At 68.3% G+C, this 25,617-nt stretch carries 20 protein-coding genes; 12 read left to right on the top strand and 8 right to left on the bottom strand.

Annotated elements, in window-relative coordinates; translation table 11 throughout:
- Positions 1-108 precede the first annotated feature (108 nt).
- A complete protein-coding gene (gene typA, locus ACIA12_RS33285; protein WP_396371199.1) occupies positions 109-1,971 on the bottom strand; it encodes a translational GTPase TypA in 1,863 nt (620 codons plus the stop codon).
- A 257-nt stretch (positions 1,972-2,228) separates the two neighbouring features.
- On the opposite strand from typA, the gene ACIA12_RS33280 reads away from it, so the two are divergent.
- Positions 2,229-2,864, top strand: coding sequence for a TetR/AcrR family transcriptional regulator (locus tag ACIA12_RS33280; RefSeq protein ID WP_396371198.1), 636 nt, complete (start codon positions 2,229-2,231; stop codon positions 2,862-2,864).
- 51 nt (positions 2,865-2,915) lie between these two features.
- Here ACIA12_RS33280 and ACIA12_RS33275 read toward each other — a convergent pair whose 3' ends face one another.
- Positions 2,916-3,662 carry an SDR family oxidoreductase gene (locus ACIA12_RS33275; RefSeq protein ID WP_396371197.1) on the bottom strand — a complete coding sequence of 249 codons (747 nt, stop codon included), beginning with the start codon at positions 3,660-3,662 and terminating at the stop codon, positions 2,916-2,918.
- Positions 3,663-3,769: 107 nt separating this feature from the next.
- Between ACIA12_RS33275 and mshA the strand changes: the two genes are divergently transcribed.
- From mshA to ACIA12_RS33250, 5 genes are read left to right on the top strand one after another with little or no spacing between them, the layout of a single operon-like run.
- A complete protein-coding gene (mshA, locus tag ACIA12_RS33270; RefSeq protein ID WP_396371196.1) occupies positions 3,770-5,062 on the top strand; it encodes a D-inositol-3-phosphate glycosyltransferase in 1,293 nt (430 codons plus the stop codon).
- The gene (locus tag ACIA12_RS33265) at positions 5,059-5,547 is read left to right on the top strand and encodes a YbjN domain-containing protein (protein ID WP_396371195.1); all 489 of its coding nucleotides are present in this window, start codon (positions 5,059-5,061) and stop codon (positions 5,545-5,547) included. Before mshA ends, ACIA12_RS33265 begins: the two co-directional genes overlap by 4 nt.
- A gap of 9 nt (positions 5,548-5,556) precedes the next feature.
- Positions 5,557-6,303 (top strand): phosphoglyceromutase, encoded by a 747-nt coding sequence (locus ACIA12_RS33260; RefSeq protein WP_396371194.1) that lies wholly within the window; start codon positions 5,557-5,559, stop codon positions 6,301-6,303.
- 9 nt (positions 6,304-6,312) lie between these two features.
- A complete protein-coding gene (locus ACIA12_RS33255) occupies positions 6,313-8,691 on the top strand; it encodes a tetratricopeptide repeat protein (RefSeq protein ID WP_396371193.1) in 2,379 nt (792 codons plus the stop codon).
- 9 nt (positions 8,692-8,700) lie between these two features.
- A complete protein-coding gene (locus tag ACIA12_RS33250) occupies positions 8,701-11,076 on the top strand; it encodes an NB-ARC domain-containing protein (RefSeq protein ID WP_396371192.1) in 2,376 nt (791 codons plus the stop codon).
- A 46-nt stretch (positions 11,077-11,122) separates the two neighbouring features.
- Here the strand turns inward: ACIA12_RS33250 and phoU are convergent, their stop codons facing one another.
- Positions 11,123-11,830 carry a phosphate signaling complex protein PhoU gene (gene phoU, locus ACIA12_RS33245; protein WP_396371191.1) on the bottom strand — a complete coding sequence of 236 codons (708 nt, stop codon included), beginning with the start codon at positions 11,828-11,830 and terminating at the stop codon, positions 11,123-11,125.
- 208 nt (positions 11,831-12,038) lie between these two features.
- On the opposite strand from phoU, the gene ACIA12_RS33240 reads away from it, so the two are divergent.
- Complete coding sequence (locus ACIA12_RS33240; protein ID WP_396371190.1) at positions 12,039-13,256, top strand: sensor histidine kinase; 1,218 nt, start codon at positions 12,039-12,041, stop codon at positions 13,254-13,256.
- Positions 13,253-13,930, top strand: a complete 678-nt coding sequence (locus tag ACIA12_RS33235; protein ID WP_343969754.1) for a response regulator transcription factor — start codon at positions 13,253-13,255, stop codon at positions 13,928-13,930. The genes ACIA12_RS33240 and ACIA12_RS33235 overlap by 4 nt, the downstream gene beginning before the upstream one ends.
- 327 nt (positions 13,931-14,257) lie before the next feature.
- Here the strand turns inward: ACIA12_RS33235 and ACIA12_RS33230 are convergent, their stop codons facing one another.
- Positions 14,258-15,181 carry a nucleotidyl transferase AbiEii/AbiGii toxin family protein gene (locus ACIA12_RS33230; protein ID WP_396371189.1) on the bottom strand — a complete coding sequence of 308 codons (924 nt, stop codon included), beginning with the start codon at positions 15,179-15,181 and terminating at the stop codon, positions 14,258-14,260.
- A complete protein-coding gene (locus ACIA12_RS33225; protein ID WP_396371188.1) occupies positions 15,178-15,894 on the bottom strand; it encodes a type IV toxin-antitoxin system AbiEi family antitoxin domain-containing protein in 717 nt (238 codons plus the stop codon). Before ACIA12_RS33225 ends, ACIA12_RS33230 begins: the two co-directional genes overlap by 4 nt.
- A gap of 690 nt (positions 15,895-16,584) precedes the next feature.
- Here ACIA12_RS33225 and ACIA12_RS33220 point away from each other — a divergent pair.
- Positions 16,585-17,592 (top strand): iron-siderophore ABC transporter substrate-binding protein, encoded by a 1,008-nt coding sequence (locus ACIA12_RS33220; RefSeq protein WP_396371187.1) that lies wholly within the window; start codon positions 16,585-16,587, stop codon positions 17,590-17,592.
- A gap of 7 nt (positions 17,593-17,599) precedes the next feature.
- On the opposite strand, the gene ACIA12_RS33215 is transcribed toward ACIA12_RS33220, so the two are convergent.
- On the bottom strand, positions 17,600-18,139 hold the full coding sequence (locus ACIA12_RS33215; protein ID WP_396371186.1) for a hypothetical protein: 540 nt from the start codon (positions 18,137-18,139) through the stop codon (positions 17,600-17,602).
- Between the two features lie 255 nt (positions 18,140-18,394).
- Here ACIA12_RS33215 and ACIA12_RS33210 point away from each other — a divergent pair, with 255 nt between their 5' ends.
- The 3 genes from ACIA12_RS33210 to ispF are packed head-to-tail and all read left to right on the top strand — an operon-like array spanning position 18,395 to position 20,102.
- Entirely contained in the window at positions 18,395-18,880 is a 486-nt protein-coding gene (locus ACIA12_RS33210) for a CarD family transcriptional regulator (RefSeq protein WP_132176829.1), read from the top strand.
- Positions 18,881-18,939: 59 nt separating this feature from the next.
- Entirely contained in the window at positions 18,940-19,635 is a 696-nt protein-coding gene (gene ispD, locus ACIA12_RS33205; RefSeq protein WP_396371185.1) for a 2-C-methyl-D-erythritol 4-phosphate cytidylyltransferase, read from the top strand.
- Entirely contained in the window at positions 19,632-20,102 is a 471-nt protein-coding gene (ispF, locus tag ACIA12_RS33200) for a 2-C-methyl-D-erythritol 2,4-cyclodiphosphate synthase (RefSeq protein ID WP_396371184.1), read from the top strand. The genes ispD and ispF overlap by 4 nt, the downstream gene beginning before the upstream one ends.
- A gap of 12 nt (positions 20,103-20,114) precedes the next feature.
- Here ispF and ACIA12_RS33195 read toward each other — a convergent pair whose 3' ends face one another.
- Both ACIA12_RS33195 and ACIA12_RS33190 read right to left on the bottom strand, forming a co-directional pair.
- A complete protein-coding gene (locus ACIA12_RS33195) occupies positions 20,115-21,461 on the bottom strand; it encodes a M1 family metallopeptidase (RefSeq protein ID WP_396371183.1) in 1,347 nt (448 codons plus the stop codon).
- Positions 21,461-25,399: a Pls/PosA family non-ribosomal peptide synthetase gene (locus ACIA12_RS33190; protein ID WP_396371182.1), complete on the bottom strand. Its 3,939-nt coding sequence runs from the start codon at positions 25,397-25,399 to the stop codon at positions 21,461-21,463. The genes ACIA12_RS33195 and ACIA12_RS33190 overlap by 1 nt, the downstream gene beginning before the upstream one ends.
- Positions 25,400-25,617: the final 218 nt, after the last annotated feature.

The following is a 25,617-nucleotide window of genomic DNA, read 5'->3' as shown; positions in this document are numbered from 1 at the left end:
TATGTCAGACGCCGCAGACCGCCACCTGGTTCATAACGATCCGGAACTTTCCCCCGACGGATCGGAAAACCAGGTGAACGGGCTACTTGAGCTAGCCAGCTTGCGCTCTCAGGCCTTGGACTTGCGGCCGAGCTTCGCGCGCTCGATCTGAGTCAGCGCGAGTTTACGGATCCGGATCGCGTCCGGGGTGACTTCGACACACTCGTCCTCGCGGCAGAATTCCAGCGACTGCTCCAGCGACAGCTTGCGCGCCGGTACCAGCTTCTCGAACTCGTCCGCGTTCGACCGGACGTTGGTCATCTTCTTCTCACGGGTGATGTTTACGTCCATGTCGTCGGCGCGCGAGTTCTCGCCGACCACCATGCCCTCGTACACGTCGGTACCGGGCTCGCAGAACATCGTGCCGCGCTCCTGCAGGTTCACCATCGCGTACGACGTGGTGACGCCGGTACGGTCCGAGACCAGCGAGCCCGACGGGCGGGTGCGTAGCTCGCCGAACCACGGCTCGTAGCCCTCGAAGACGTGGTGCGCGATACCGGTGCCGCGGGTGTCGGTGAGGAACTCGGTCCGGAAGCCGATCAGGCCACGCGCCGGTACCAGGAACTCCATCCGGACCCAGCCGGTGCCGTGGTTGGTCATCTGCTCCATCCGGCCCTTGCGGACCGCGAGCAGCTGGGTGACGGTACCGAGGTACTCCTCGGGGCAGTCGATGGTCAGCCGCTCGACCGGCTCGTGCCGCTTGCCGTCGATCTCGCGGGTGACCACCTGCGGCTTGCCGACGGTCAGCTCGTAGCCCTCGCGGCGCATCTGCTCGACCAGGATGGCCAGCGCCAGCTCACCACGGCCCTGCACCTCCCAGGTGTCGGGGCGCTCGGTCGGCAGCACCTTGATCGAGACGTTGCCGATCAGTTCGCGGTCGAGCCGGTCCTTGACCAGTCGCGCGGTGACCTTGGTGCCCTTGACCCGGCCGGCCAGCGGCGAGCTGTTCGTACCGATGGTCATCGAGATGGCCGGCTCGTCCACGGTGATGAACGGCAGCGGCTTCGGGTTCTCCGGGTCGGCCAGGGTGTCGCCGATCATGATCTCCGGGATACCGGCGATCGCGACGATGTCACCGGGGCCGGCCGAGTCGCCGGGAACCCGCTCGAGCGCCTCGGTGATCAGCAGCTCGGTGATCTTGACCTTCTGGATGGTGCCGTCGTGCTTGCACCAGGCGACCTGCGAGCCCTTCTTCAGGGTGCCTTCGTGCACCCGGACCAGGGCGAGCCGGCCGAGGAACGGCGAGGCGTCGAGGTTGGTGACGTGCGCCTGCAGCGGCGCGCCTTCGGTGTACTCCGGGGCCGGTACGTTCGCCAGGATGGTCTCGAACAGCGGCTCGAGGTCTTCGGAGTCCGGCATCCCGCCGTCGGCCGGCTGGGTCAGCGAGGCGCGACCGGCGCGGGCCGAGGCGTAGACGACCGGGAAGTCCAGCGCGGACTGGTCGGCGTCGTGGTCCAGCAGGTCCAGGAACAGCTCGTACGTCTCGTCGACGACCTCGGAGATCCGGGCGTCCGGCCGGTCCACCTTGTTCACCACGAGGATCACCGGCATGTTGCGGGCCAGCGCCTTGCGCAGGACGAACCGGGTCTGCGGCAGCGGGCCCTCGGAAGCGTCCACCAGCAGAACGATCGCGTCGACCATCGACAGGCCGCGCTCGACCTCACCACCGAAGTCGGCGTGGCCGGGGGTGTCGATGATGTTCAGCGTCATCTGCTCGCCGTTGGCCATCTTGTGCCGGACGGCGGTGTTCTTGGCGAGGATCGTGATGCCCTTCTCACGCTCCAGGTCGCCGGAGTCCATCGCTCGCTCGTCGACGTGCTGATGGGCTCCGAAGGCGCCGGACTGCCACAGCATCGCGTCGACCAGGGTGGTCTTCCCGTGGTCGACGTGGGCCACGATGGCCACGTTGCGCAGATCATTACGGAGGGGCATGCGGAAGCGCTCCAAGCAAGTCGGATTGAGGTCAGGCGGTGGCTACGGCAAGTCCTACGTGCCACTGGAGACGCAGTGCGCAGCCATCTCATCCTACCCGTCACCGGGGGTAGCGCCGAATCCGGTGGAGCCTTTGACATTCGTTCGCTGTACGTACAGTCTATGTGTGGGCGCCTGGGGAGGGGTCCAACCTCGGGGGTCGAGTGACCGTGGGGGGTGTACTCGGCCTCCGAGGGCTCTGATCAGGAAGAAGTGCCGTGCCGCGATCGGCCAGTACCAACCGTGAGCTGCGGGAGAAGTCGCGCGAGCGCATCCTGTCCGCTGCCCTCGAGGTGTTCGCCGAGAAGGGCTACGAGGCTGCGTCGATCTCCGACGTCACGCAGCGTGCAGAGGTCTCCCGGGGCCTGGTCACCTACTACTTCGCCACCAAGCAGCAACTCGCCGCCGAACTCCTCGACCGCTGGCTCGACGGCATCGGCGCCATCCTCACCCTGACCGGCACCGCGAACGAGCGCCTGGCCGGCATCATCGACGGCACCCTGATGGCGGCCGCGTCGACGCTGGAGATCCAGCGCCTCGCGATCTCCCTGATGATGCAGCCGGCCACCCACGACGTCTTCGCGGAGGTCGAGGCGGCCAAGAACGACCGGGTGGTGGAGATCGAGGACGCGATCCGCTCGATCTTCGCCGACCGCGGCGCCGCCGACCCCGCCGTCGAGGAAATGTTGCTCAGGGCAACACTCGAGGGCGTCACGGTGAAGCTCGCGATCTACCCGGAGACTTTCCCGCTGGAGGCTGTGCGGCGGCGTTTACACGCCTCGTACGGACTGCCGGCGCCAACGGCGCCGCTGCCGATTGACTCGCCGGTGGTAGACCGGCTGCGAGCCAAGTAGTTGGCGGGTGCCGGGTGCGATGGGCCGGGCCGGAGGCCGCTGGCGGGCGGCTCAGGTGACTCGGTGCACCTTGTGCTGGGCTGCTTGGGCTCGGGGGCGGACGGTTAGGCGGTCGATGTTGACGTGCTTGGGACGGGTCGCGATGTAGGCGACGATGTCGGCGATGTCCTCGGCCAGCAACGGTTCGGCGACACCGGCGTACACGGCGTCGGCCTTGGCCTGGTCGCCGTCGAAGCGGGTGATCGCGAAGCCCTCGCTCTTCACCATGCCCGGTGCGATCTCGCAGACCCGGACCGGCTGGTCGAACAGCTCCAGCCGGAGGGTGTCGACGATCGCTTTGGCGGCGTGCTTGGCCGCGACATAGCCGCCGCCGCCTTCGTAGGCGACTTGGCCTGCCGTCGAGCCCATGACGATGATCTGGCCCTCGGCGGCGATGAGTGCCGGGAGCAACGACTTGGTGACTGCGGCGACGCCGATCACGTTCACCTCGAACATCTGCCGCCACGCCTCGAGGTCGGCCTCGGCGACCGGTTCGAAGCCGAAGGCGCCGCCGGCGTTGTTCAGCAGCAGGTCGACCCGGTCGCCGACGGCCGCGGCCAGCGCCGCGACGTCAGTGGCCGAGGTCACGTCGCACCGCACCGCGCGGCCGTCGATCTCCTTGGCCAGCGCCTCGATCCGGTCCAGCCGGCGAGCGGCGCAGACCACTTCGAACCCTTCCCGGGCGAGATACCGGGCGGAGGCGGCCCCGATCCCACTGCTGGCTCCGGTGACGACGGCGACAGGACGGCTGGAAGTCATACCGACAGTCTTCCACCAGCACATCCGGCCTCTTACGGGTGTCTCACGAAGCCGGGCTAGGGAGAAGTCCCGATTCCACCCGGCGACGCCGGAGTTACTCTGACGAGGTGACCCAACCTTCGGCAGACCGTCCTCTCCGGCGGGTCGCGATGATCAGCCTGCACACGTCACCGCTGGACCAGCCCGGGATCGGGGATGCCGGCGGGATGAACGTCTACGTCGTCGAGCTGTCCAAGCGGCTGGCGACGCTCGGGATCGAGGTCGACGTCTTCACCCGTGCGACCTCGTCCGCGCTGCCCGCGAAGGTCGAGCTGATGCCCGGCGTGACCGTGCGGAACGTGGCCGCCGGGCCCTACGAGGGCCTGTCGAAGAACGAGCTGCCCTCGCAGCTGTGCACGTTCGCCCGCGCCGTACTGCGGGCCGAGGCGGTCCGCGAACCCGGGTACTACGACGTCATTCACTCGCACTACTGGCTGTCCGGCCAGGCCGGCCTGCTCGCCCGCGACCGCTGGGCCGTGCCGCTCGTACACACCATGCACACGATGGCCAAGGTCAAGAACGCCAGCCTGGCCGAGGACGACGTACCGGAGCCACCCGCCCGCCTCCTCGGCGAGGAGCAGGTCGTCGAGGCCGCAGACCGTTTGCTGGCCAACACCGATGACGAGGCCAACGAACTCATCAGCCTGTACGGCGCTCAGCCGGCGAAGGTCGGCGTGGTCAACCCCGGCGTCGACCTGGACGTGTTCAGCCCGGCTGACCAGTTGGTGGCACGCAAGGCGCTGGGTCTGCGCCCGGACGCGATCGTGCTGGCCTTCGTCGGCCGGATCCAGCCCTTGAAGGCGCCGGACATCCTGATCCGGGCCGCGGCCAGGATGCTCGAGAAGGACCCGTCGCTGCGGGACCGGCTGGTGGTCGCGATCATCGGCGGCCCGTCCGGCAACGGGATGGAGCACCCCGAATCGCATGCCCAGCTCGCCCGTGAGCTGGGCGTCTACGACGTGACCTGGTTCGTCAAGCCGATGGCCCGCGCGGCGCTGGCCGACTGGTACCGGGCGGCGTCGGTGGTCTGCGTACCGTCGTACTCGGAATCCTTCGGCCTGGTCGCGCTCGAAGCCCAGGCCTGCGGTACGCCGGTGGTCGCCGCGGCCGTCGGTGGGCTGACCACCGCCGTCGCGAACGGGGTGACCGGCCTGCTCGTACCCGGGCACGACGTCGGTGACTTCGCCGACGCGCTGCACCGGATCGCGACGGATCCGCCGCTGCGCGAGACGATGAGCCGCGCGGCGGTCGAGCATGCCGGTGGTTTCGGCTGGGAACTGACCGCGGAGAAGACGCTCGCGGCGTACCGGACGGCGCAGCAGACGATGGCGGCCGAGCTGGCCCAGGAGGTCGATCGATGAGGGTGTCCGCGGCGGACGTGATCCGTCAGGTGCTGGACGAGAACGAGCTCGACTACACAGAGGCCGCGCCCGGGGTGTTCAGCGCGGACCTGCCCGGCGAGCGCAAGCTGAAGACGACGGTGGTGCTGACGGTCGGCAGCCAGGCGGTCCAGGTGCACGCGTTCGTCGCGCGCCGGCCGGACGAGAACCACGAGGCCGTCTACCGCTGGATGCTGGAGCGGAACCTGAAGATGTACGGCGTCGCCTTCGCGGTCGACCATCTCGGCGACATCCACCTGGACGGCCGGGTCCCGCTGCACGCGATCACCCCCGTCGAGGTGGACCGGTTGCTGGGAGCGGTACTGGAGTACGCCGACTCGTCCTTCAACACCATCCTCGAGCTGGGCTTCGGCTCGTCCATTCGCAAGGAGTACGAATGGCGGGTCAAGCGCGGCGAGTCCACCCGTAATCTGGACGCGTTCATGGGCTGGCTGGAGCCTCGCTAGTCTGTGGGCATGACTTACCGCCTGATCCTGCTGCGCCACGGCCACAGCGACTGGAACGCCAAGAACCTGTTCACCGGCTGGGTCGACGTCGACCTGAACGACCAAGGGGTGGAGGAGGCCCACCGCGGTGGCCAGCTGCTGCTGGAGCGCGAGTTGCTGCCGGACGTCCTGCACACCTCGGTCCTGCGTCGCGCCATCCGGACGGCCAACATCGCGCTGGAGGAGGCCGGCCGGCAGTGGATCGACGTCCGCCGGTCCTGGCGGCTGAACGAGCGCCACTACGGCGGCCTGCAGGGCAAGGACAAGAAGCAGACGCTGGAGGAGCTCGGCGAGGAGCAGTTCATGCTGTTCCGCCGCTCCTACGACACCCCGCCGCCGGCGATCGAGCGCGGGTCCGAGTTCGACCAGGCCGGCGACCCGCGGTACGCCGGACTGCCGTCCGAGTTGCTGCCGGCAACGGAGTGCCTGAAGGACGTCGTCGAGCGGATGCTGCCGTACTGGTACGACGCGATCGTGCCCGACCTGCGGGCCGGCAAGACCGTCCTGGTCACCGCCCACGGCAACTCGCTGCGCGCCCTGGTCAAGCACCTCGACAACCTGGACGAGAAGACGATCGTCGGGCTGAACATCCCGACCGGCGTCCCGCTGTACTACGAGCTGGACGACGACTTCAACCCGCTCAAGCCGGGCGGCGAGTACCTCGACCCGGAAGCAGCGGCCGCCGCCATCGAGGCAGTGAAGAACCAGGGTCGCTAGAAGAACGATGTGAACGACCCCGCGGAGTTCGGCGACCTGCTACGCCGGCACCGCCGCGCCGCGAACCTGACGCAGGCAGCGTTGGCCGAGGCCGCGGGGTTGAGCGAGCAGGCGATCGGCCTGCTCGAGCGAGGTACCCGGCGCCGGCCACACCGGGGCACCGTGCTGGCTCTGACCGGCGCCATGGGGCTTGACCCCGAGACGACCGCCGGCCTCTTGTCCGCCGCCGGCGGGCATGAGGCCGGGGAGCCACTGTCGACAGTCGTGCCGGACCGAGCGCCGCGGCAACTCCCTCCCGACGTGGGCGATTTCGTCGGCCGCTCCGAGGAGCTCCTCCGCGTCGCCGATGCTCTTCGCGCCCCACGGGCCGGTACGACGGTGGTCGCACTGCACGGCCTGGCCGGCGTCGGCAAGACGACCCTGGCCGTCCATGCGGCCCACCTGGCCGCGGACGACTTCCCCGGCGGCCAGCTCTACATCGACCTCCAGGGCTACGGCCCGGGCGGCGCATTGACCGCATCGACGGCTCTGCGGGTACTGCTCTACAGCCTGGGTGTTCGGGAGCAGGCGGTTCCGGCCGATGTCGAGGCGGCGACCGCGCTCTACCGTTCACTGCTGGCAGGTACCAGGACGCTGGTGCTGCTCGACAACGCGTCCGATGCGGAGGTACTGACGCACCTGCTGCCGGGTGACGCCCGCTGTGCGGTGCTCGTGACCAGTCGCCGCGCGATGAATCTGCCGTCCGGGTGCACGAACATCGAGTTGGCTCCTCTCGACGACGCCGACAGCCTGACGATGCTGAGTCGGATCATCGGCGCCGAGCGCGTCGGGGCCGAGACCGAGGCGGCCCGGACCATCGTCAGTGCTTCCCATGGCCTGCCGTTGATCGTGCGGCTGGTGGGGGCCCGGCTGGACCGTCGCCAGGACTGGGAGTTGGCGCAGGTCGCGCGTCAGCTCAGTGGTACGGGCCGGCGGATCGACCATCTCGGGGTGACCGCCGCGGTCCAGTCGACGGTGGCCAGCTCGCTGGAGCAACTGCTGAGCTTTCCGGACGGTACCGAAAGGCAGGCAGCAGCGGCCTTCGACCTGCTCGGGCTGATCGACGCCGCTGAACTGTCCGAGGAGGTCGTCGGGGCCTTGCTCGACCTGCCCGCTCAGGCGACTGAGGATGTGATGGCTCATTTGGTCGACCTCCACCTGGTGGGATCGCCTCGGCCGGGAACCTATCGGTTGCACGATCTCTTGCGCACGGTCGCGGGCGAGCGAGCGATCCGCAACGTCGGCCCGGAGGACCGGCGCCTGGCCATCCGGCGGGTACTCGACCTGTACCTGAAACAGGCGTGGGAATGCCTTTCGCTGACCCATCGGGAATCCGACCGGCTTTGGCGGGCCGGGACTCCGGTCGGGCCTGTCGATCCGGAGACGCTGACCGCCCGACTGGCCTGGTTCGACTCCGAGTGCACGACCGTACTTGCCCTGGTCGAGCAGTTGGCGGGTGCCGAGTTCCGGGAACCCCTGCTGCAGTTGGGTTTTGCACTGTTCGGTTATCTCGAGATCCGCGCTCGCTGGCCGGAGCTGCGTGAGCTGACGACGACCTGCCGCTCGCTCGCGGTCGCTGCTCCGGACAAGGCCTGGCTCGACTACCAGGCAGGTATCCCGGACTGGGAACAGGGGCATTTCGACGCGGCGCTTGAGCATTTCTCCTCAGCGCAGGATCTCTTCGAGCAGCTCGCCGACCCCAGAGGCGTAGCGAGGACCGCCTTCGCCGTTGCCCGCACGCTGGAACGGCTCGGGCGGTTCGAAGAGGCGATCCCCTTCGCGGAGCATGCGCTGGCCACGGGGCGCGAGGCCGGATACCGATACGGCGAGGGGATCGGGCTGCTGGCCCTGGGAGCGCTGCTGCTGCGAGTCGACCGTGAAGCGGAAGCCGAGTCCTGCTTCGGATCGGCGATCGAGCTTGCCCGTGGTGCCGGTGACACCCGCTCAGCTGCTCGACGGGAAGGCCTCGCCGGAGAGGCCTATGCGGCGGCGGGGAATCATGATCGGGCCATCTCCCATTTCAGGTCGTCGCTCGAACTCCATCGGAACGCGCCGGATCCCAACGGCGTCGTGTTCGTGCATCGGCGGCTGGGCACCAGCCTGCTGGCCCGCGGGAGCACCGAGGAGGCTGCCGAGACCCTCGACATCGCGCTGGAGCTCGCCAAGGACGGCTCGGACCGGACCGAGGAGGCGAAGATCCTCGCCCAGCTCGGAGAACTGCAGCTCGTCCTCGACCATCCGGAGGCTGCCGTCGAGTACCTCGACGCCGCCGCCTCCCTGTTCGAGGACCTCGGCATGCCGGAAGCCGCCGACATTCGTGAGCGGTTGGCCAGCCTGAAGCCTCGATAGTCTGCGGTCGTGACGAACCGTCGGGTCCGGCCCGATGCGAACCCGGAGGAGTTCGGTGACCTGCTCCGCAGGCATCGTCGCGAGGCCAAGCTCACCCAGGCCGCGTTGGCCGACGCGGCCGGGTTGAGTGAGCAGGCGATCGGCCTGCTCGAGCGGGGAGTGCGGCGGCGGCCGTACCGGGCGACGGTGCTTGCGCTGGCCGATGCGCTGCAGCTCGGCCCGGAAGGCACCAGTGCGCTGGTGGTCGCGGCCCACGGACCCGAAGAGCCTGTCGCCTCGGACAGCCGGCCGCGGCAACTACCTCCCGACACCCTGGACTTCGTCGGCCGGTCCGAGGAACTCGGTCTGATTGCTCAAGCACTGAAGGAATCGACCGCCGTTGTCGTCCTGCACGGTCTCGCCGGGGTCGGGAAGACCACCTTGGCGGTCCACGCGGCACATCTGGCCGCCGGGGACTTTCCGGACGGCCAGCTCTACATCGACCTGCAGGGGTACGGACCGGGCAGCCCGCTGACCCCGTCGGCCGCGCTGCGCGTACTGCTCGTCAGCCTGGGGATGCGGGAGCAGGCGGTACCGGTCGAAGTCGAGGCCGCCTCGAAGCTGTACCGGTCCCAACTGGCCGGCAGCAGAACACTCGTGGTCCTCGACAATGCCTCCGATCCCGAGTTGCTGAAACTCCTGCTGCCCGAGGCCCCGCGCTGCGTCGCGCTGGTGACCGGTCGCCGGGCGCTGGGGATCGGTACCCCGCTTGAGGTGACGCCGCTCGACGATGCCGACAGTCTGGCCATGCTGGGCAGCATCATCGGGTCGAAGCGGGTGGGAGCCGAGGTCGAGGCGGCCCGGACGATCGTCAGGACCTCACACGGTCTGCCGCTGATCGTGCGCCTGGTCGGTGCCCGGCTCGATCAGCGGCTGAACTGGGAGCTGGCGCAGCTGGCACACCAGATCGGGGATGCCGGGCGGGGGATCGATCACCTGGGGGTGACGGCGGCGGTACAGGCCACCGTGGCGAGTTCGCTGGAGCATTTGCTGGGTTCTCCGGGCAGTACGGGCCCGCATGCGGCGGCAGCGTTCGACTTCCTCGGGCTGATCGACACCGCGGAGCTCTCGCAGGCGGCGACCGGAGCCTTGCTCGACTTGCCGGCCGCGAAGACCGAAGCCGTGATGACCCATCTGGTCGACCTGCATCTGGTCGGATCGCCGCAGCCGGGCAGCTATCGACTGCACGACCTGCTCCGTGCGGTCGCCGGCGAACGGGCGATCCGCAACCTCAGCGCCGACGAACGGCGCCTGGCCGTCCTCCGGGTCGCGGATCTGTACATCCTGGCCGCCTGGCGCTGCCACAAGCTGACGCACAAGACGGGGGACCGGCTCAAGCTCACCAAGCTGCCGGTCGGCGAGCCGTCGCCGGACAGTCTCCCGGCCCGGTTGGCCTGGCTGGATGCGGAACGCGCGTCGATCGTGGCGCTGATCAGGCAGCTCGGCATGCTGGGCGGCGAGTTCGCCGATCCGCTGGTCGAACTCGGCTACGCGCTGTTCGGGTACTTCGACGCGCGGGCGCGCTGGCCGGAGATGCGCGAGGTCGCGGTCATCGCCCGGGCGGCGGCCGGTACCGCCACGGACCAGGCCTATTTCGAGTACTACGGCGGCATCGCGGACTGGGAGCAGGACCGCTTCGAGGCCGCGCTCACCCGATTCACCGTCGGCCTGTCGATCGCCCAGGCGGGCGCCGACCCGCGAGGCATGGTCAGGTGCGCGTTCGCGGTGGCCCGCACGCTCGAGCATCTCGGCCGGTTGGAGGAGGCGATCCCCTTTGCGGAGCGCGCCATCGCGGCCAGCCGGGAGTCCGGCTACGAGTACGGCCTGGGCTCCGGCCTGGTCGCGCTGGGGTCACTCCACGCCCGGGTCGGCCGGGTCGACGAGGCCGAGACGTGCTTCGAGCAGTCGATCGGATTCGCCCTGGCAGACGGCGACCTCCGAGCGGCTGCTCGACGCCATGGCACCGCGGGAGATACCTACGCCGACGTCCGTAACCACGACCTCGCCATCGCCCACTTCCGGGCGTCCCTCGACCTCTACGTCACCGCCCCCGGCCCCGCCTGCAACACCTTCGTCCACCGCCGCCTGGGCGCCAGCCTGCTGGCCCGAGGGGAACCAGAAGCAGCGGTCGAAGCCTTCGACGCCGCACTGGTCCTCGCCCGCGAAGGCGCGAACAAGTCCGAAGAAGCAAAGGTCCTCGCCGACCTCGCGGACCTGCAGCTCGCCCGCGGCCAGTCGGCGGCGGCGGTCGAGTCGTTGAGTGTTGCGGCTGATCTCTTCGACGAAGTCGGCAGGCCGGAGTCCGCCGGGATCCGCGCCCGGCTGGCCGCTCTGGCAAAGCAGTAGCCCTCGGCAACGAAACGGTTGCCGAGGGCTACTTTGTTCTGGTGCGTCAGTTGCCGTTCGGGCTGGGGGTGGAGGCGCCCGCGCCGGAGCCGGCGGCGGTGCCGCCGATGGCGACGGGGAGCTCGCCGGTCACCAGGTAGACGACCCGGCGGGCCATCGAGACCGCGTGGTCGGCGATGCGCTCGTAGTACCGGCCGAGCAGGGCGATGTCGACGGCCACCTCGACGCCGTGCGGCCAGGAGTCGTCCATCATCAGCCGGAACTGGTTGCTGCGCAGCTTGTCCATCTCGTCGTCGACCGACTCCAGCTTGGCGGCCGCCTCGACGTCGCGGGTCTTGATCACGTCACCGGCGCTGTCGACCATCCGGCCGGCGACGGTGCCCATCTCCTCGATCACCGACTGCAGCTCGTCCGGGATCGCGGGCGCCGGGTAACGCAGCCGGGCGATCTTCGAGACGTGCGCGGCCAGGTCGCCCATCCGCTCCAGGTCGGCGACCATCCGCAGCGCTGCGACCAGCATCCGCAGTTCGTTGGCGACCGGGGCCTGGCGGGCCATCAGCTCGAAGACCTTCTCCTCGACGCCTTCGCCGGCCGCGTCCAGCTGGATGTCGGCGGCAATCACTTCCTCGGCCTGGCGGATGTCGGCGGTCAGCAGCGCCGTGGTGGAGCGGCGTACGGCGGTCGACACCGTCCTGGTCATCCGTTCGAGCTCGGCGAGGATGTCGTCGAGCTGCTCGTGATAGGTGTCGCGCATCGTGTCTGCTTCCGATCTGTGGTGTCAGGTACTGCGGTGGGCGGGCTTCCGCGGGCACGGAACAGTTCCCGCCCACGGTGGAAGGTATGCCAGCCAGGTTGCCGGTCGGCGACGAGTGGTGAACGGCCGATGAACAGTTGAGACGCGTTCCGGTCATCAGGTGCTCATTCGGTCTTTCCCTGCTGGTTGCCCGCGTAGCATCGGTTCCGTGGACCCCACGCTGGCTGCGGTGCTGGGCGGCGTCATCGGCGCGGCCCTGGCTCTGCTTTCGCTCGGTGCGCTCGTGCTGAGCGAGCGGTCGCAGACCAAGGTTCCGGTCTCCCCGGACCCGATCGTGCCCAGCGGTGTCGCCACCGTCTTGTCCGTCCTCCGCTCCTCCGCGGTCGTGATGGGCCCCGAGGACCAGGTGCTCCAGGCGAGCGCCCCGGCCCACGTTCTCGGCATCGTCCGAGGCGAACGGCTCGTCGTCGACGACCTGCTGCTGATGGTCCGGGCGGTCCGCCGCGACGGCGAGATCCGCCAGCAGGACCTGGAGATCGTCCGCGGCCGGCTCGGCGCGACCCAGTACGTGAGCGCGCGGGTCGCCCCGCTGGGCAGTCAGCTGGTGCTGGTACTGGTCGAGGACCGGACCCGGGAACGCCGGCTGGACGCGATCCGGCGCGACTTCACCGTCAACGTCAGCCACGAGCTGAAGACCCCGATCGGGGCGATCATCCTGCTCGCCGACGCGGTCGCCGAGGCGTCCGACGATCCCGAGGCCGTGCAGCGGTTCTCCGGCCGGATGCGGATCGAGGCCGCCCGGCTGAGCCGGCTGGTCAAGGAGATCATCGAGCTGTCCCGGCTGCAGGGCGACGACCCGCTGGAACACCCCACGCCGGTCGACATCAACGCCGTGGTCGAGGCCGCGGTGGACCGCTGCCGGGTCGACGCCGAGGATCGCGACATCAATCTGGTGGTGAAGACCGACCCCGCCCTCGAGGTGATGGGCAGCGAGGACCAGTTGGCGATCGCGATCGGGAACCTGGTCGAGAACGCCGTCAACTACAGCCCCGACGGGACCCGGGTGGCGGTCGCCGCCCACCCGATCGGGGACCTGGTGGAGATCACCGTCAGCGACCAGGGCGTCGGGATCCCGAGCAGCGACCTGGAACGCATCTTCGAGCGGTTCTACCGGGTCGACCGGGCCCGCAGCCGCGAGACCGGCGGTACCGGCCTCGGCCTGTCCATCGTCAAGCACATCGCCTCGATCCACGGTGGCGACGTGCGCGTCTGGAGCGTCGAGGGCCAGGGCTCCACCTTCACCGTCCGACTCCCGCTGCGGCTCGATCCCGCGACCGGGCAACCCACGGACCCCTCCATCCAGGAGGAGTCCGAGCTACCCCCGACGCCGACCCCGTCGGAGAAAACCAAGGAGGCAGCTTCGTGACCCGAGTGCTGGTCGTCGAAGACGAAGAGAGCTACAGCGACGCGTTGTCGTACGTTCTGCGCAAGGAAGGGTTCGAGGTCGCCGTGGCCGAGACCGGACCGGACGCGCTGGACGAGTACGACCGGGCCGGCGCCGACATCGTCCTGCTGGACCTGATGCTGCCCGGCTTGTCCGGTACCGAGGTCTGCCGCGCGCTCCGCAGCCGGGGCAACGTCCCCGTGATCATCGTGTCCGCCAAGGACACCGAGGTCGACAAGGTCGTCGGCCTCGAACTGGGCGCCGACGACTACGTCACCAAGCCCTACAGCCCCCGCGAACTACTGGCCCGCATCCGCGCCGTCCTGCGCCGCGGCCAGGACGTCGAACTCCTCCCCGACACCCTGGAGGCAGGCCCGGTCCGGATGGACGTCGAACGCCACGTCGTGACGGTCGCCGGCACCGAGATCCGCCTCCCCCTGAAGGAGTTCGAACTCCTGGAAATGCTCCTCCGCAACACCGGCCGGGTCCTCACCCGAGGCCAACTCATCGACCGCATCTGGGGCGCGGACTACGTAGGCGACACCAAGACCCTGGACGTCCACGTCAAACGCCTCCGCTCCAAACTGGAGAAAGACCCCTCCAACCCCTCCCACCTGGTAACAGTCCGAGGCCTCGGCTACAAATTCGAAGCCTGACAACGACGTAGGAGCCCCGCGCACCCACCGCGCCAGCTCCTACGTCGTCCCCACTCGGTATTCCCCACGCCCCCGCCGTGCTCGCTGCGCTCCCACTCTGGGCGCTCCCATCCGCCCGTGGTTTCGGCGCTCCTGCGTCGCGCGGTGCGACCACCTTCGTGGTCAGTCGGGTTGGGTGGCTGCAGGTAGTCGCTGGGCAAGGCGGGCCGGTTTGCAGAACGATGATGCGCTGCCACGCAGACGCGGTACCAGGGCGTCAGCTACTGCAGAAGTACACGGATGTGATGAATTTTGCAGTAGGTCAGGTGCATCCGAGGTCAGCAGCAGCTAGTTCCAGCTCATCTGGAGTGGGTTCCAAGTACCCTCCGCCACGGTGCCGTCCAGAAGGGGCTGCAGGCAGCCGGAGACCGCATTCAGAGCTGGATCGACCGCCCGCAACTCGATCGGCAAGAGAGTGCCTCCGGCGACCCGTCCGTAGCCGACCTCCCAGTCGGTACCTGGGACGGACAGCCTCATCGGTAGTACCAGGATCCGACGCTTCGCCTCGTCCCGAAGCGCCCTGACCGTTCGGGACGCATCGAGTTCTTGCGTCGTGATGATGATGGTCAGGTCCACGAGGTCGCGGTATCGGGTGGACGGACGGTCTCCGTTGATGCCGTACTTTCCGTACATCGCGCACACCTTGTCTGCCACCTGTTCGGCCAGCGGATAGAGAACGAACTTCGGCAGCGGCTTGTCACCGGGCAGTTCGATCACCGGTCGCGGCTGGATCAGGTCGACGGCTTCCGCGGTGCGCTGATTCAGGGACAGGTCCAGGGGGAATCGGCCGTACTCGACTGTGCCGAGGTAAGAACTCACCTTCAGTTGCGCGACCACGTGACCGACGTCCTGGCCGCTGCCGATCACGGGCTCCGCGATCTCGAAGCGGAGAAAGTCTCCCTCCGGCGCGCGGTCGGCCAGCCGTCGCAGATCGGCGACAGCGTTCTCCAGTAGAGCCTCCTGTTCGGAGTACAGGAGATCGATGTCATCGCTGTGCCGGGCGCCGGGAATCCGCACAATCAGACCCGTTCCGCCCTTGAGTACCCACGGACCGTCCGGGCCGGCGAACACGCGGACCAGGAATCGTTGCAGCAGAAACTGCCGACGCACCTGGTCGACCGTGCGATGGGAGGCCGCCGCTGCCTCCGCTCTGATCCGTGCTTCCACTCCTGCCCGAAACCCGACCGGGTTCCGGTACAGAACGTCCCTCATGCTGTTGCCTTTCGCCGCCCGTCGTGGTCTTGGCCGCGGGCGAGATCGACAGCTCGCTGAGTGGTCCTCGGGAGGCCTGTCTCAGTGAGGAACCGCTGGATCACGCCCTCGCCGTCGCCGGGCGGGGCGCCGTAGCGGTGAGCATAAGGGCGGAGGGCGACACTCAGCTTGTCGATATCCACAGCCGCTGTAGCCAGCGCGTCACCGACGACTCCGGCGAGATGGCCGCCATCGGTATGGGCTGCGGCCAGCTCGACGATTGTCGTCAGGACTGTGGTCACCGGCAGCCCGCCGGCCAGCGTCCATGTCTCGCGCTGGATCGGCGTCGAGCGGGTATGAATCCGGACGTCGGTACGCCTGGTCTGCCGGCGTCCTGCGACCGTGAACTCGTAGACGTCGGCATCGAGATCGCCAAGCCCATGGAGCCGCGCCGCCGAACGGTGCGAGATCACCGCATCGATCTCCCGCGCCGAAATCCGCTCGGTCGCCGTCCGCTGCGGATCGAGCATCAGCCAGGCGGCACGGAGATCATCGCGCGTGTCGTACGGGCTCCCGGACACCTTGTAGATGCCGTGCGCAAGTCTCGTCAGCACACGGTTGCGAGCCCAGCGCGCCAGGGACTGCCCGGACACGCCGATCTCAGCGGCCTGTGCGGCCGTGACCAGCCCCCACTGCTCGCTGGCAAGCTCCGCGACCTCGAGTAGCTGCGACATGGGTGCGTCCTCCTCCGCTTACTGCAATGTTAGTCGCTTGCGTATAATTTTGCAGTAACTGCTAGCCGCAGGCTCGATCGCGCGCCGTGGCGATCTGATGCAGCGGGAGTCGGTGCGCAACGCACGGGATGCCGGCAACGCCGGCGGCGCGGAGGCGCTTATCGCGCGAGAGCGCCATCAGCCGAAGGCGCATCGCGCGACGCGACTGGCGCCTCGCGGCGGTCCGTGGAGCGGTACTGCACGCTCAAAGAGGTCTAGACGCGCGAAAACCCGGCTCACCAACCGTCCGGATGGCTGCCGGGTTCACTTTCGAGGGGCTAGTGCCCCTGACGGGTACGACATTACAGCCGGGGTGACCTAGCTCTTGCTGGCCCCCAGATGCAGATGACCTACTGCAAATTCAGCACACGTGTTTACTTTTGCAGTAGCTGAGGCCCCTTTGGGGCAGGCGCTATGCGGCAGCGCATCCGAGCCGCAATCCGGCTGGCCATGCCCAGCGATTACCTGCTGCTTGCGAGGGTGGCTCACCACGCAGGTGGTCGCATCGCGCGACGCAGGAGCGCCGAAACCACGGGTGGGCGGGAGCGCCCGGAACCGGAACGACGGAGGAGTGGAGGTGGAGGGGGCGTGGGCGTAGTTCCGGGTTGTTAGCTTAGGCTGGCCTAAGTTTCCAGCCTAAGGAGTAGTGCGATGTTGTGGTCTCGGTCCGGTGCGTTGGGGGTTGCCGTGGTTGTTGCGGCTGCCGCGTTGGTCTCGTGTGGGAGTGATGAGGGGGCAGGGCAGGCGCCCGCGGCGGCTGCTTCTGCCGGGTTTCCGGTGACTTTGAAGAACACGTTCGGGGAGACGACGATCACGAAGAAGCCGGAGCGGATCGTCACGCTCGGGTGGAATGCGCAGGATGTCGTGTACGCGCTCGGTGAGACGCCGGTCGGGATGCCCAGGGTCACCTACGGGCCGACGCCGGCGGGGACGACCGCTTGGGACGCGGACCGGTTCGATCCGGCCAAGACGACGTTGCTCGACGACTCCGACGGTGTTCCGTTCGAGAAGGTGGCGGCGTTGCGGCCGGATGTGATCCTGGCGCCGTACGAGGGGTTCGACAAGGCGACGTACACGAAGCTGTCGCAGATCGCGCCGACGGTCGCGTACCCGGGGGCGCCCTGGCAGACCACCTGGCAGGACCAGACGACCATCATCGGCAAGGCGCTCGGCAAGTCGGCCGAGGCGGACAAGCTGGTGGCCGGCATCTCGGCGCTGACTGCCAAGGCGGCCGCGGATCACCCCGAGTTCAAGGGCAAGACGCTGTCGATCCTGTCGTACGGCGACGAGAACTACGCCTACATGCCGGGCGACCCGCGCGTGCAGATCATGAACGAGATGGGGTTCGTGAACGCCCCGGGGATCGAAGCACTGGAGAAGACGAACACCAAGAAGGAGTTCGCGCTGACCGTCAGCAAGGAGCGCCTCAACGACCTCGACGCGGATGTCGTCGTCGGCTACATCGACGGGCTGACGCCGGAGAAGTTCGCGGCCGACAAGGTCTACGCGTCACTGCCGGCGTACAAGAAGGGCAGTGCCTACCTGATGACCGATCAGCAGGTCATCTCCGGCATGAGCGCGGTCAGCGTGCTGAGCGTGCCCTGGGTGCTCGACAAGATCCTTCCGGGTCTCGCCAAGGCAGCCCAGGCCTCGTCGTAAGGCGAACTCAGCCTTCTTTTTCGGTATCCGGTCGCGGCGACGGGGAGTAGTGGTCCGTCGTCAGCACCGGTACCGACGTGGTGAGCGGGCCGGCCTCAGCGAAGGTGATCGTCACCTTCAGCATCTGGCCCGGCTTGCCACCGGTGACCGTGACGGGCGTTCCACCCGCGGGCGGGATCGTGTAGGACTGGCCGACCTTGAGGTCGGTCTCCTTGAGGCCGGTGAACGTCACGGACCCGGTCTGCTCGGTGCTGGTGTTCTGGGCGTCGGCGGCGGCCGCGGCGATGCTGACCAGCTTGTCGTCCGACTGGCCGGTGTTGACGAAGGCGCCGTGCAGCTCGCCCTTGCCGTCCTCGGAGGCGAGGACCAGCAGGTTGCGGACGGCGATCCCGCCGGACTGCGCGTTGGTGCCCTCGGCGGCCTGGTAGGGCTTGGAGGTCTGGGCGTCGAAGCTGGCGCCACATGCCGCGACCGCGACGCTCAGAGCGACGGTGGCTCCGGCCAGCGCGGTACGCCGAACGGCCTGCGAGGACAACGTGATGGGCACTGGTGTTCCCTCTCCTACAACCCGGGTGGATGCCGCCAAGCAAAAGCCTCCGGCGGAGCACAGCGTAGCGAGCAGGGTGGGTGCACCTGACGGCGACCACCCCTTTCGGTGATGTCCCGGGCAACCATTCGCGCGCGTGGTAGGCACGCCGGACAGCGTTTGTCAAGGCGGGAAATGGCCTCTGACCAGCGCAAACGCCAGAACCGGACCAGCGACTGCGTGGTAGGATAGGAGTCGGAAAGGGGCACGTGACATATGACTTTCAACGTCGGCGAAACGGTTGTTTACCCCAACCACGGTGCGGCCGTTATCGAGGACATCGAGACCCGTAAGATCAAAGGTGAGGACAAGACCTATCTGGTCTTGAGGATCGTCGCTCAGAACGACCTGGTCGTCCGGGTCCCCGCGTGCAACCTCGATCTTGTCGGCGTGCGTGACGTCGTGGATCAGGCCGGCTTGGAGCGCGTCTTCGACGTGCTGCGGGCTCCGCACACGGAGGAGCCGACCAACTGGTCGCGACGTTACAAGGCGAACCTGGAGAAGCTGCATTCCGGTGACGTGATGAAGGTGGCAGAGGTCGTCCGCGACCTGTGGCGCCGTGAGCGTGACCGCGGTCTCTCCGCCGGTGAGAAGCGGATGCTGGCGAAGGCTCGCCAGATTCTGGTCTCCGAACTGGCCTTGGCCGAACACACCAACGAGGACAAGGCGGAAGCCATCCTCGACGAGGTCCTCGCCTCCTGACCTACTGGTCAGCAGTGGAGTCGGGGTCGCGCGACTGAACCGTCCGGCATGATGTGGTCGTGAGTACTGCGGCGATCATTCCGGCGGCCGGTCTCGGGCTCAGGCTCGGTGGTGAGGCACCAAAGGCATTGCGAGAGGTCGGTGGCGAATCGCTGCTGGTCCACGCCATTCGTGGACTGCGGGCAGCGACCGCCGCCGACCTCGCCTGCTTTGTGGTCGCCGTTCCGCCCGGTACGGAGGACGAAGTCCGCAAGCTCCTCGACCCGTACGCCGGTCCGGTGGCGTTGCTGATCGTTGCCGGAGGCGCCGAACGGACCGATTCCGTCCGGCTGGCCTTGGAGCTGGTACCTGAGGACGGCATCGACTGCGTGCTCGTCCACGACGCCGCCCGGCCGTTCGTACCGGCCGACGTGATCGAACGGGTCGTTGCCGCGGTCATCGCAGGCGCGCCCGCAGTGATCCCGGTCGTGCCCGTGACCGACACGATCAAACGCGTCGACGCTGCTGGTCTGGTGGTCGACACGCCCGATCGGTCGACGCTGGTCGCAGTACAGACGCCACAAGGGTTCGAGCCTGCTTTGTTGCGGCGGGCCCATAGTGGTGACACCGTCGGCGCGACCGACGACGCGATGCTGTGCGAGCGTCTCGGCGTACCGGTACAGACGGTCGAGGGGTCGCAGGACGCGTTCAAGGTGACCCGGCCCCGGGACCTGATCCTGGCCGAATCCATCCTGGCTGAAAGGCGTACCCCGTGAAGTTGCCGCGCGTGGGCACCGGTGTCGACGTCCACCCGATCGAGGAAGGCCGCCCGATGTGGCTGGCCGGCCTGCACTGGCCCGATGAGCCGGCAGGGCCCTCGGGTCACTCGGACGGCGATGTTGCCGCGCATGCGGTGTGCGACGCCCTCCTGGCGGCAGCCCGGCTTGGGGACCTCGGCTCGAACTTCGGTACCGCCGAGCCGGAGTGGGCGGGAGCATCCGGTGCCGCGTTGCTGGGTGAAACCGCGCGCAGGGTCCGGGAGGCGGGGTTCGAGATCGGCAACGTCTCCGTGCAGGTCATCTGCAACCGGCCGCGCTTCGCTGCCCGCCGCCTGGAGGCCGAGAAGGTGCTCAGTGACATCTGTGGAGCCGAGATCTCAGTAGCGGCCAAGACCACCGACGGCCTTGGCCTGACCGGGCGCGGAGAAGGCATCGCGGCCATCGCGACAGCGCTCGTCTACTGACCAGGCCGGCCGTTAGCGGCGGCGGCGTGGGAGGGCAGGGAGGTCTGTAGCGTCCAGCCAGACGGCGAAGAGGGCCTGTACGTCGTACGGGTCCGGGCTGAAGGTGCCGGCGAGGGCGATGAAGTCCTCGGTGGTGACCGAGCCATGCCGGTGGGTCCGGGTCCAGGTGCGTAGTAGCTCGAAGAAGGCCTCGTCGCCCAGGTGGAGGCGCAGTACGTGCAGGGTGATCGCACCGCGCTTGTAGAGGCGGTCGTCGAACATCAGGTCGGGTCCCGGGTCGGAGAGCAGCAGGTCCTCGTCCAGCCCGCGCAGCCGGCTGTAGGCCTTGGAGACCTGCTGGGACGCCGTTAGCCCGCCTGACTCCTCCGACCACAACCACTCGGCGTAGCAGGCGAAGCCCTCGTTAAGCCAGATGTCCTGCCACCTGGAAGGTGTCAGGCTGTTGCCGAACCACTGGTGGGCCAGCTCGTGCGCCACCAGCCGCTCTGCGCCGCGGCGGCCGTCCACATGGTTGCTGCCGAACACGGAGATGCCCTGGGCCTCCAGTGGGATCTCCAGCGCGTCGTCGGTCACCACTACCGTGTAGCTGCCGAACGGGTACGGGCCGAACCGCTTGATGAACAGCCGCATCATGTCCTGCTGCCGCCCGAAGTCCGAGCGGAAGTCGCGCATCTGCGACGCGGGCAGTACGCCCCGCATGGTCACCGGCGACGTGGCCAGCTCCAGTACGTCGTACCGGCCGATCTGTACGGTCGCCAGGTACGTCGCCATCGGGGCGGCCTGGTCGAACACCCAGCTGGTCCGGCTGGCCTTGGTACGGCGCGAGACGAGTCGCCCGTTCGCCACCACGTGGTACGGCGAATCGGTGGTGATCGTGATCCGGTAGTGCGCCTTGTCGCTGGGGTGGTCGTTGCAGGGGAACCAGGTCGCTGCCCCACTCGGCTGGCTCGCCACGATCACGCCCTCGGTCAGCTCCTCCCAGCCGAGCTCACCCCAGGGGCTGTCGACAGGGGCCGGGTTGCCGGAGTACTGGACGTCTATGACGAACTCTGCTCCGTCGGAGATCGCAGGGGACGGCCAGATGTGCAGCTTGCCGTTCCGGTGCGCGTACCGGCTCGCCCGGCGGCCGTTGACGAGCACCTTGGCCACCCGCAACCCGGTCAGGTCGAAGCTCACCCGGGACAGCGCCTGGGTCGCCACGGCCGTGATGGTGGCCTTGCCGCTCAGCCTGTTGCTGCTGACCCGGTAGTCGAGGTCGAGCTCGTACGACTCGACCTTGTAGCCACCATTGCCATGCGTCGGTACATAGGGGTCACCGGCAGTGTCCTCACCGGGTTGGCCCTTGTCACGGGCAACCATCAACCCTGCCAGGGCGCGATCGGATTGCCGGCCCAGCGGGACCCGGCCGGAACGCTCTCTCCGCGCATCACCAGCGACACCGGACCGATCGTAGCGCCTGCGCCGATCGATGCGGCGGGAAGAATGATGCCGTGCGGCCCGAGGGTTGACCCATCCCCGAAGGTTACGGTGCTCATGGACATCACGCGATCGTGAAACAGATGCGTCTGGAGTACACAGCCGCGGTTGACCGTGACACCGTCGCCGAGTGTGATCAAGTCGGCCTCAGGGAACCAATAGGTCTCACACCAGACGCCCTTGCCGATCTTGGCGCCCAGTGAGCGCAACCAGACCGCCAGTACCGGCGTACCGGCGGCGGCGTTCGCGAACCACGGAGCCGCGACCATCTCGACGAAGGTGTCCACCACCTCGTTGCGCCAGACAAAACTGCTCCACAGCGGGTACTCGACCGCGCGGGTCCTGCCGACGATGACCCACTTGGAGATCGTCGCCATCGTGCCGGCCACCGCGCCGGCGACGAGGATCACGGCGCCTGACAGCAGGAGCGTCGGCAACGGCCCGAGCCACAAGTCCAAGCCCTGCAGGGCGAACAGCACACCGAGCGCGATCAGTACCGTGCACATCATCGGCACGAACCGGCACAGCTCGACGGCGGCGCGGGCGAACTTGAGTCGCAGCGGCGGGTTGAACGTGCGGCTCTGGTCGCCGTCGACGGTCTGCCGGCGCAGCTTCACCGGCGGGCTGCCGAGCCACGACGTACCGGCCTTGGACTTCTTCGGGGCCGCGGACAGCACAGCGACCAGGCCATTCTTGGGGACCGAGCGGCCGGGTGCGGTCATGCCCGAGTTGCCGAGGAAGGCGCGCTTGCCGACCTTGGCGCCGGCCACGTGCAACCAGCCGCCGCCCAGTTCGTACGACGCGATCATGGTGTCGTCGGCCAGGAACGCGCCCTCACCGACGGTGGTCATCTTCGGCAGCAGCAGGACGGTCGAAGCCTCGACGTCGCGGCCGATCTTGGCACCGAGCGCGCGGAGCCACCAGGGGGTGAGCAGGCTCGCGTACAGGGGGAAGAGGAGGGTGCGGGCCGAGTCGAGCAGCCGCTCCGTGGCCCACACCTGCCAGCCGATCCGGCTGCGCACTGGGTAGTGGCCGGGCTTGATGCCGATGCCGAGCAGCCTGACGATGATCACCGTCAGCAGGGCGAGCGTGACGAAGCCGACGAGGGTCATCAGGGGGATGGCGTACAACGCGTGCAGTGCGGCGTCTCCGAGGGAGGTGGTGCCGGCGACAGCCTGGCGGAGGATCAGGACCGCGAGGATCGCCGCACCCAACGGTAGTAGCGACATGAGGGCGGATGCGGCGCCGTACGCGAGCACCCACCAGGGTGCGCGAGCAGGGCGCTCCTCCGGCCAAGGGTGCCGGGCCTTGCCGAGCCGTGCGGCCGGCGAGCCCGACCAGCGCTCGCCTGGCGGGACCGTACCGGAGACAGCCGAGCCTGCCGCGATCTCCGCGTTGCGGCCGATCTCTGCGCCCGGCAGGAGAGTACTGCGGGAGCCGACGACCGCCTCGGCGCCGACGGTGACCGTACCGACGTGCAGCCGGTCTCCGTCGATCCAGTAGCCGGACAGGTCGACCTCTGGTTCGATCGACGCGCCACGGCCCATCGTGAACATGCCGGTGACCGGCGGGAGCGTGTGAAGGTCTACGCCCTTGCCGATCTTCGCGCCAAGAGCCCTTGCGTAGTAGGCGATCCAGGGCGCACCGGCCAGGTTGGCGGCACCCGCTGCGTCTGCGAGGTTCTCTGCTGCCCAGAGGCGGACGTGTACGTTCCCGCCGCGCGGGTAGATGCCCGGCTTCAGCCCTCTGAGCAGGATGCGAGCGCCGACGACAGCGATGCCCATGCGGCCGGCGGGCGTGATCAGGATCAGCCAGCCGGCCAGGATCCACCACCACGACACTGTGCGCATCCAAGGGTGCGGGCCGTCGGTGAGTGCCAGCAGGTTGTTCAGGGTGAAGAGCCAGACGAGCCAGCGCACGCCGACCACGGTCTGCAGTATCAACGTCAGCGCGGTCTGGAGGAGCTGGGTGCCCGGTGGGGTCGGGCGAACCTCGCGGATCTCCACTGGGACGGTGGAAGTCTGGAAGTCGTCGAGACGATCGGCGAGCGCGCCTAGCCGGGGGTACTCGTAGATGTCGCCGACTGTGACCTCGGCGTACTTCTCCCTGAGCTTCGAGACCAGTTGTGCCGCAGCAAGGCTGCCACCGCCGTGCAGGAAGAAGTCGTTGTCGGCACCGGTGACTGTTGCTCCCAGCACCTGCGTCCAGCGCTCCGCTAGCCAGCCTGCTGTCCCGTCGAGGTCAGCGGGCGGTGCATCCGTGTCCATGCCAGGTAGCGGCCAGGGCAACGCGTTGCGGTCGACCTTGCCGGAGGTCCTGGTCGGCAGGGTGTCCGTTACGGCCAGCAGGGGGACTAGTGCGGCGGGCAGGGCTTCTCTTAAGCGCTCTGTGGCTGCCTTCTGATCGAAGCCTTCTGGGTCATCCGGTACTACGTATCCGACGAGCAGTTGATTGCCGGCTGCGCTGACCCGTACTGCGGCTGCCGCGCCGCTGACGCCGGGGAGAGCCTGCAGAGCCGCGTCGACTTCACCCAGCTCGATCCGCCGGCCACCGAGCTTGATCTGCTCGTCGGCCCGGCCCATGAACACCAGGCCCTCCGACTCGTTGCGGACCAGGTCGCCACTGCGGTACGCGCGATCCCAGCCGAGCGACGGCATCGGGGCGAACTTCTCCGCGTCCTTGGCCGGGTCGAGGTAGCGGGCCAGCCCGACACCGCCGATGATCAGCTCGCCAGTACCGCCCTCTGCGACCTCGTTGCCTGCACTGTCGACGACTGCGAGATCCCAGCCGTCCAGGGGAAGCCCGATGCGTACCGGGCCTTCGCCGGTCAGCTGGGCTCCACAGGCGACGACGGTCGCTTCGGTGGGGCCGTAGGTGTTCCAGACCTCGCGCTCCGGCGTTGCAAGGCGCTCGGCCAGCTCGGGCGGGCAGGCCTCGCCACCGAAGATCAACAGGCGCACGTTGTCGAGTGCGTCCGACGGCCAGAGGGCAGCGAGCGTCGGGACGGTCGACACGATGGTGATGCCTTGCGCGACCAGCCACGGGCCGAGGTCCATGCCACTGCGCACCAGCGAACGGGGTGCGGGGACGAGGCACGCGCCGTACCGCCAGGCGAGCCACATCTCCTCGCAGGACGCGTCGAACGCGATGGACAGACCGGCCAGCACACGGTCCTCGGGGCCGATCGGCTCCTTCTGCAGGAACATCCGCGCCTCGGCATCCACGAAGGCAGCTGCCGATCGGTGCGTGACGGCTACGCCCTTCGGTACGCCGGTGGAGCCCGACGTGAAGATGATCCACGCGTCGTCGTCGGGTGAAGGGCCGTCGCCGCGGGACGCGGGTCCCGCGGCAGCGGGCGTAGTACCGTCCGCATCCATCCGGGCGGAGTACGGGAAGTCGTAACCGCCGTCAGCAGCTTCTGCCAGGTCTGTGGTCGGCGCTGGTCGGGTCGAGGCGATCTCGAGGTCGTCAGTGACGATCGCCGCAACCTGCGCCTCGCCGAACACCAACTCGGCGCGCTCCTCGGGATCATCCGCGTCGACCGGCACATACGCCGCGCCCGCCTGCAGAGTCCCGAGAATCGCAACATACAAGTCGTTGTGCCCCGACGAGATCCGGACGCCGACCCGGTCGCCCGGCCCGATCCCGAGATCCGTCAACCGCCGCGCGAACCTGGTCACCTGACCGAGCAGCTCGCGATAACTCAAACTCACACTGCCGTCATCCAGCGCCGGCTCATCCGGAAACCCCACAGCACTGGCCTGCAAGACGTCAACCAAAGTCCGCTCGGGCGGAGCGCTGTCCCCCCGTCGCAAAGTCACGGCCGAAGAATACGCCGCCCAGTTGTCCACCCCACCAACGCAACCCGAACACCCGAACGCAAACAGCCCCCACGCACCCGACGCCGCTCGCTCCTGCGTCGCTCTCAGCTCTGGGTGCTCCCACCCGTTACGGTTTTGGTGGCTCCCGTAGTGGGAGGTCTGGTCGCCAGGCTCGGTATGACTTTCCCACCTAGTCGAAGTTCATGATCCCGGGTGTG

The sequence above is a fragment of the Kribbella sp. NPDC051620 genome (genome assembly GCF_044453825.1).
In the GTDB taxonomy this organism is placed as follows: Bacteria; Actinomycetota; Actinomycetes; order Propionibacteriales; family Kribbellaceae; genus Kribbella.
This window is presented reverse-complemented; position numbering and strand designations above follow the sequence as displayed.

Coding starts and splice junctions, on each gene's coding strand:
- ACIA12_RS33225 (WP_396371188.1), bottom strand. CDS start 15,894: ATGTCGCAGCTACTCGAGGTCGCGGAGCTTGCCAGCGAGCAGTGGGGG.
- ACIA12_RS33195 (WP_396371183.1), bottom strand. CDS start 21,461: ATGGTTGCCCGTGACAAGGGCCAACCCGGTGAGGACACTGCCGGTGAC.
- ACIA12_RS33210 (WP_132176829.1), top strand. CDS start 18,395: ATGACTTTCAACGTCGGCGAAACGGTTGTTTACCCCAACCACGGTGCG.
- ACIA12_RS33220 (WP_396371187.1), top strand. CDS start 16,585: ATGTTGTGGTCTCGGTCCGGTGCGTTGGGGGTTGCCGTGGTTGTTGCG.
- typA (WP_396371199.1), bottom strand. CDS start 1,971: ATGCCCCTCCGTAATGATCTGCGCAACGTGGCCATCGTGGCCCACGTC.
- ACIA12_RS33230 (WP_396371189.1), bottom strand. CDS start 15,181: ATGAGGGACGTTCTGTACCGGAACCCGGTCGGGTTTCGGGCAGGAGTG.
- ACIA12_RS33265 (WP_396371195.1), top strand. CDS start 5,059: ATGAGGGTGTCCGCGGCGGACGTGATCCGTCAGGTGCTGGACGAGAAC.
- ACIA12_RS33260 (WP_396371194.1), top strand. CDS start 5,557: ATGACTTACCGCCTGATCCTGCTGCGCCACGGCCACAGCGACTGGAAC.
- phoU (WP_396371191.1), bottom strand. CDS start 11,830: ATGCGCGACACCTATCACGAGCAGCTCGACGACATCCTCGCCGAGCTC.
- ACIA12_RS33275 (WP_396371197.1), bottom strand. CDS start 3,662: ATGACTTCCAGCCGTCCTGTCGCCGTCGTCACCGGAGCCAGCAGTGGG.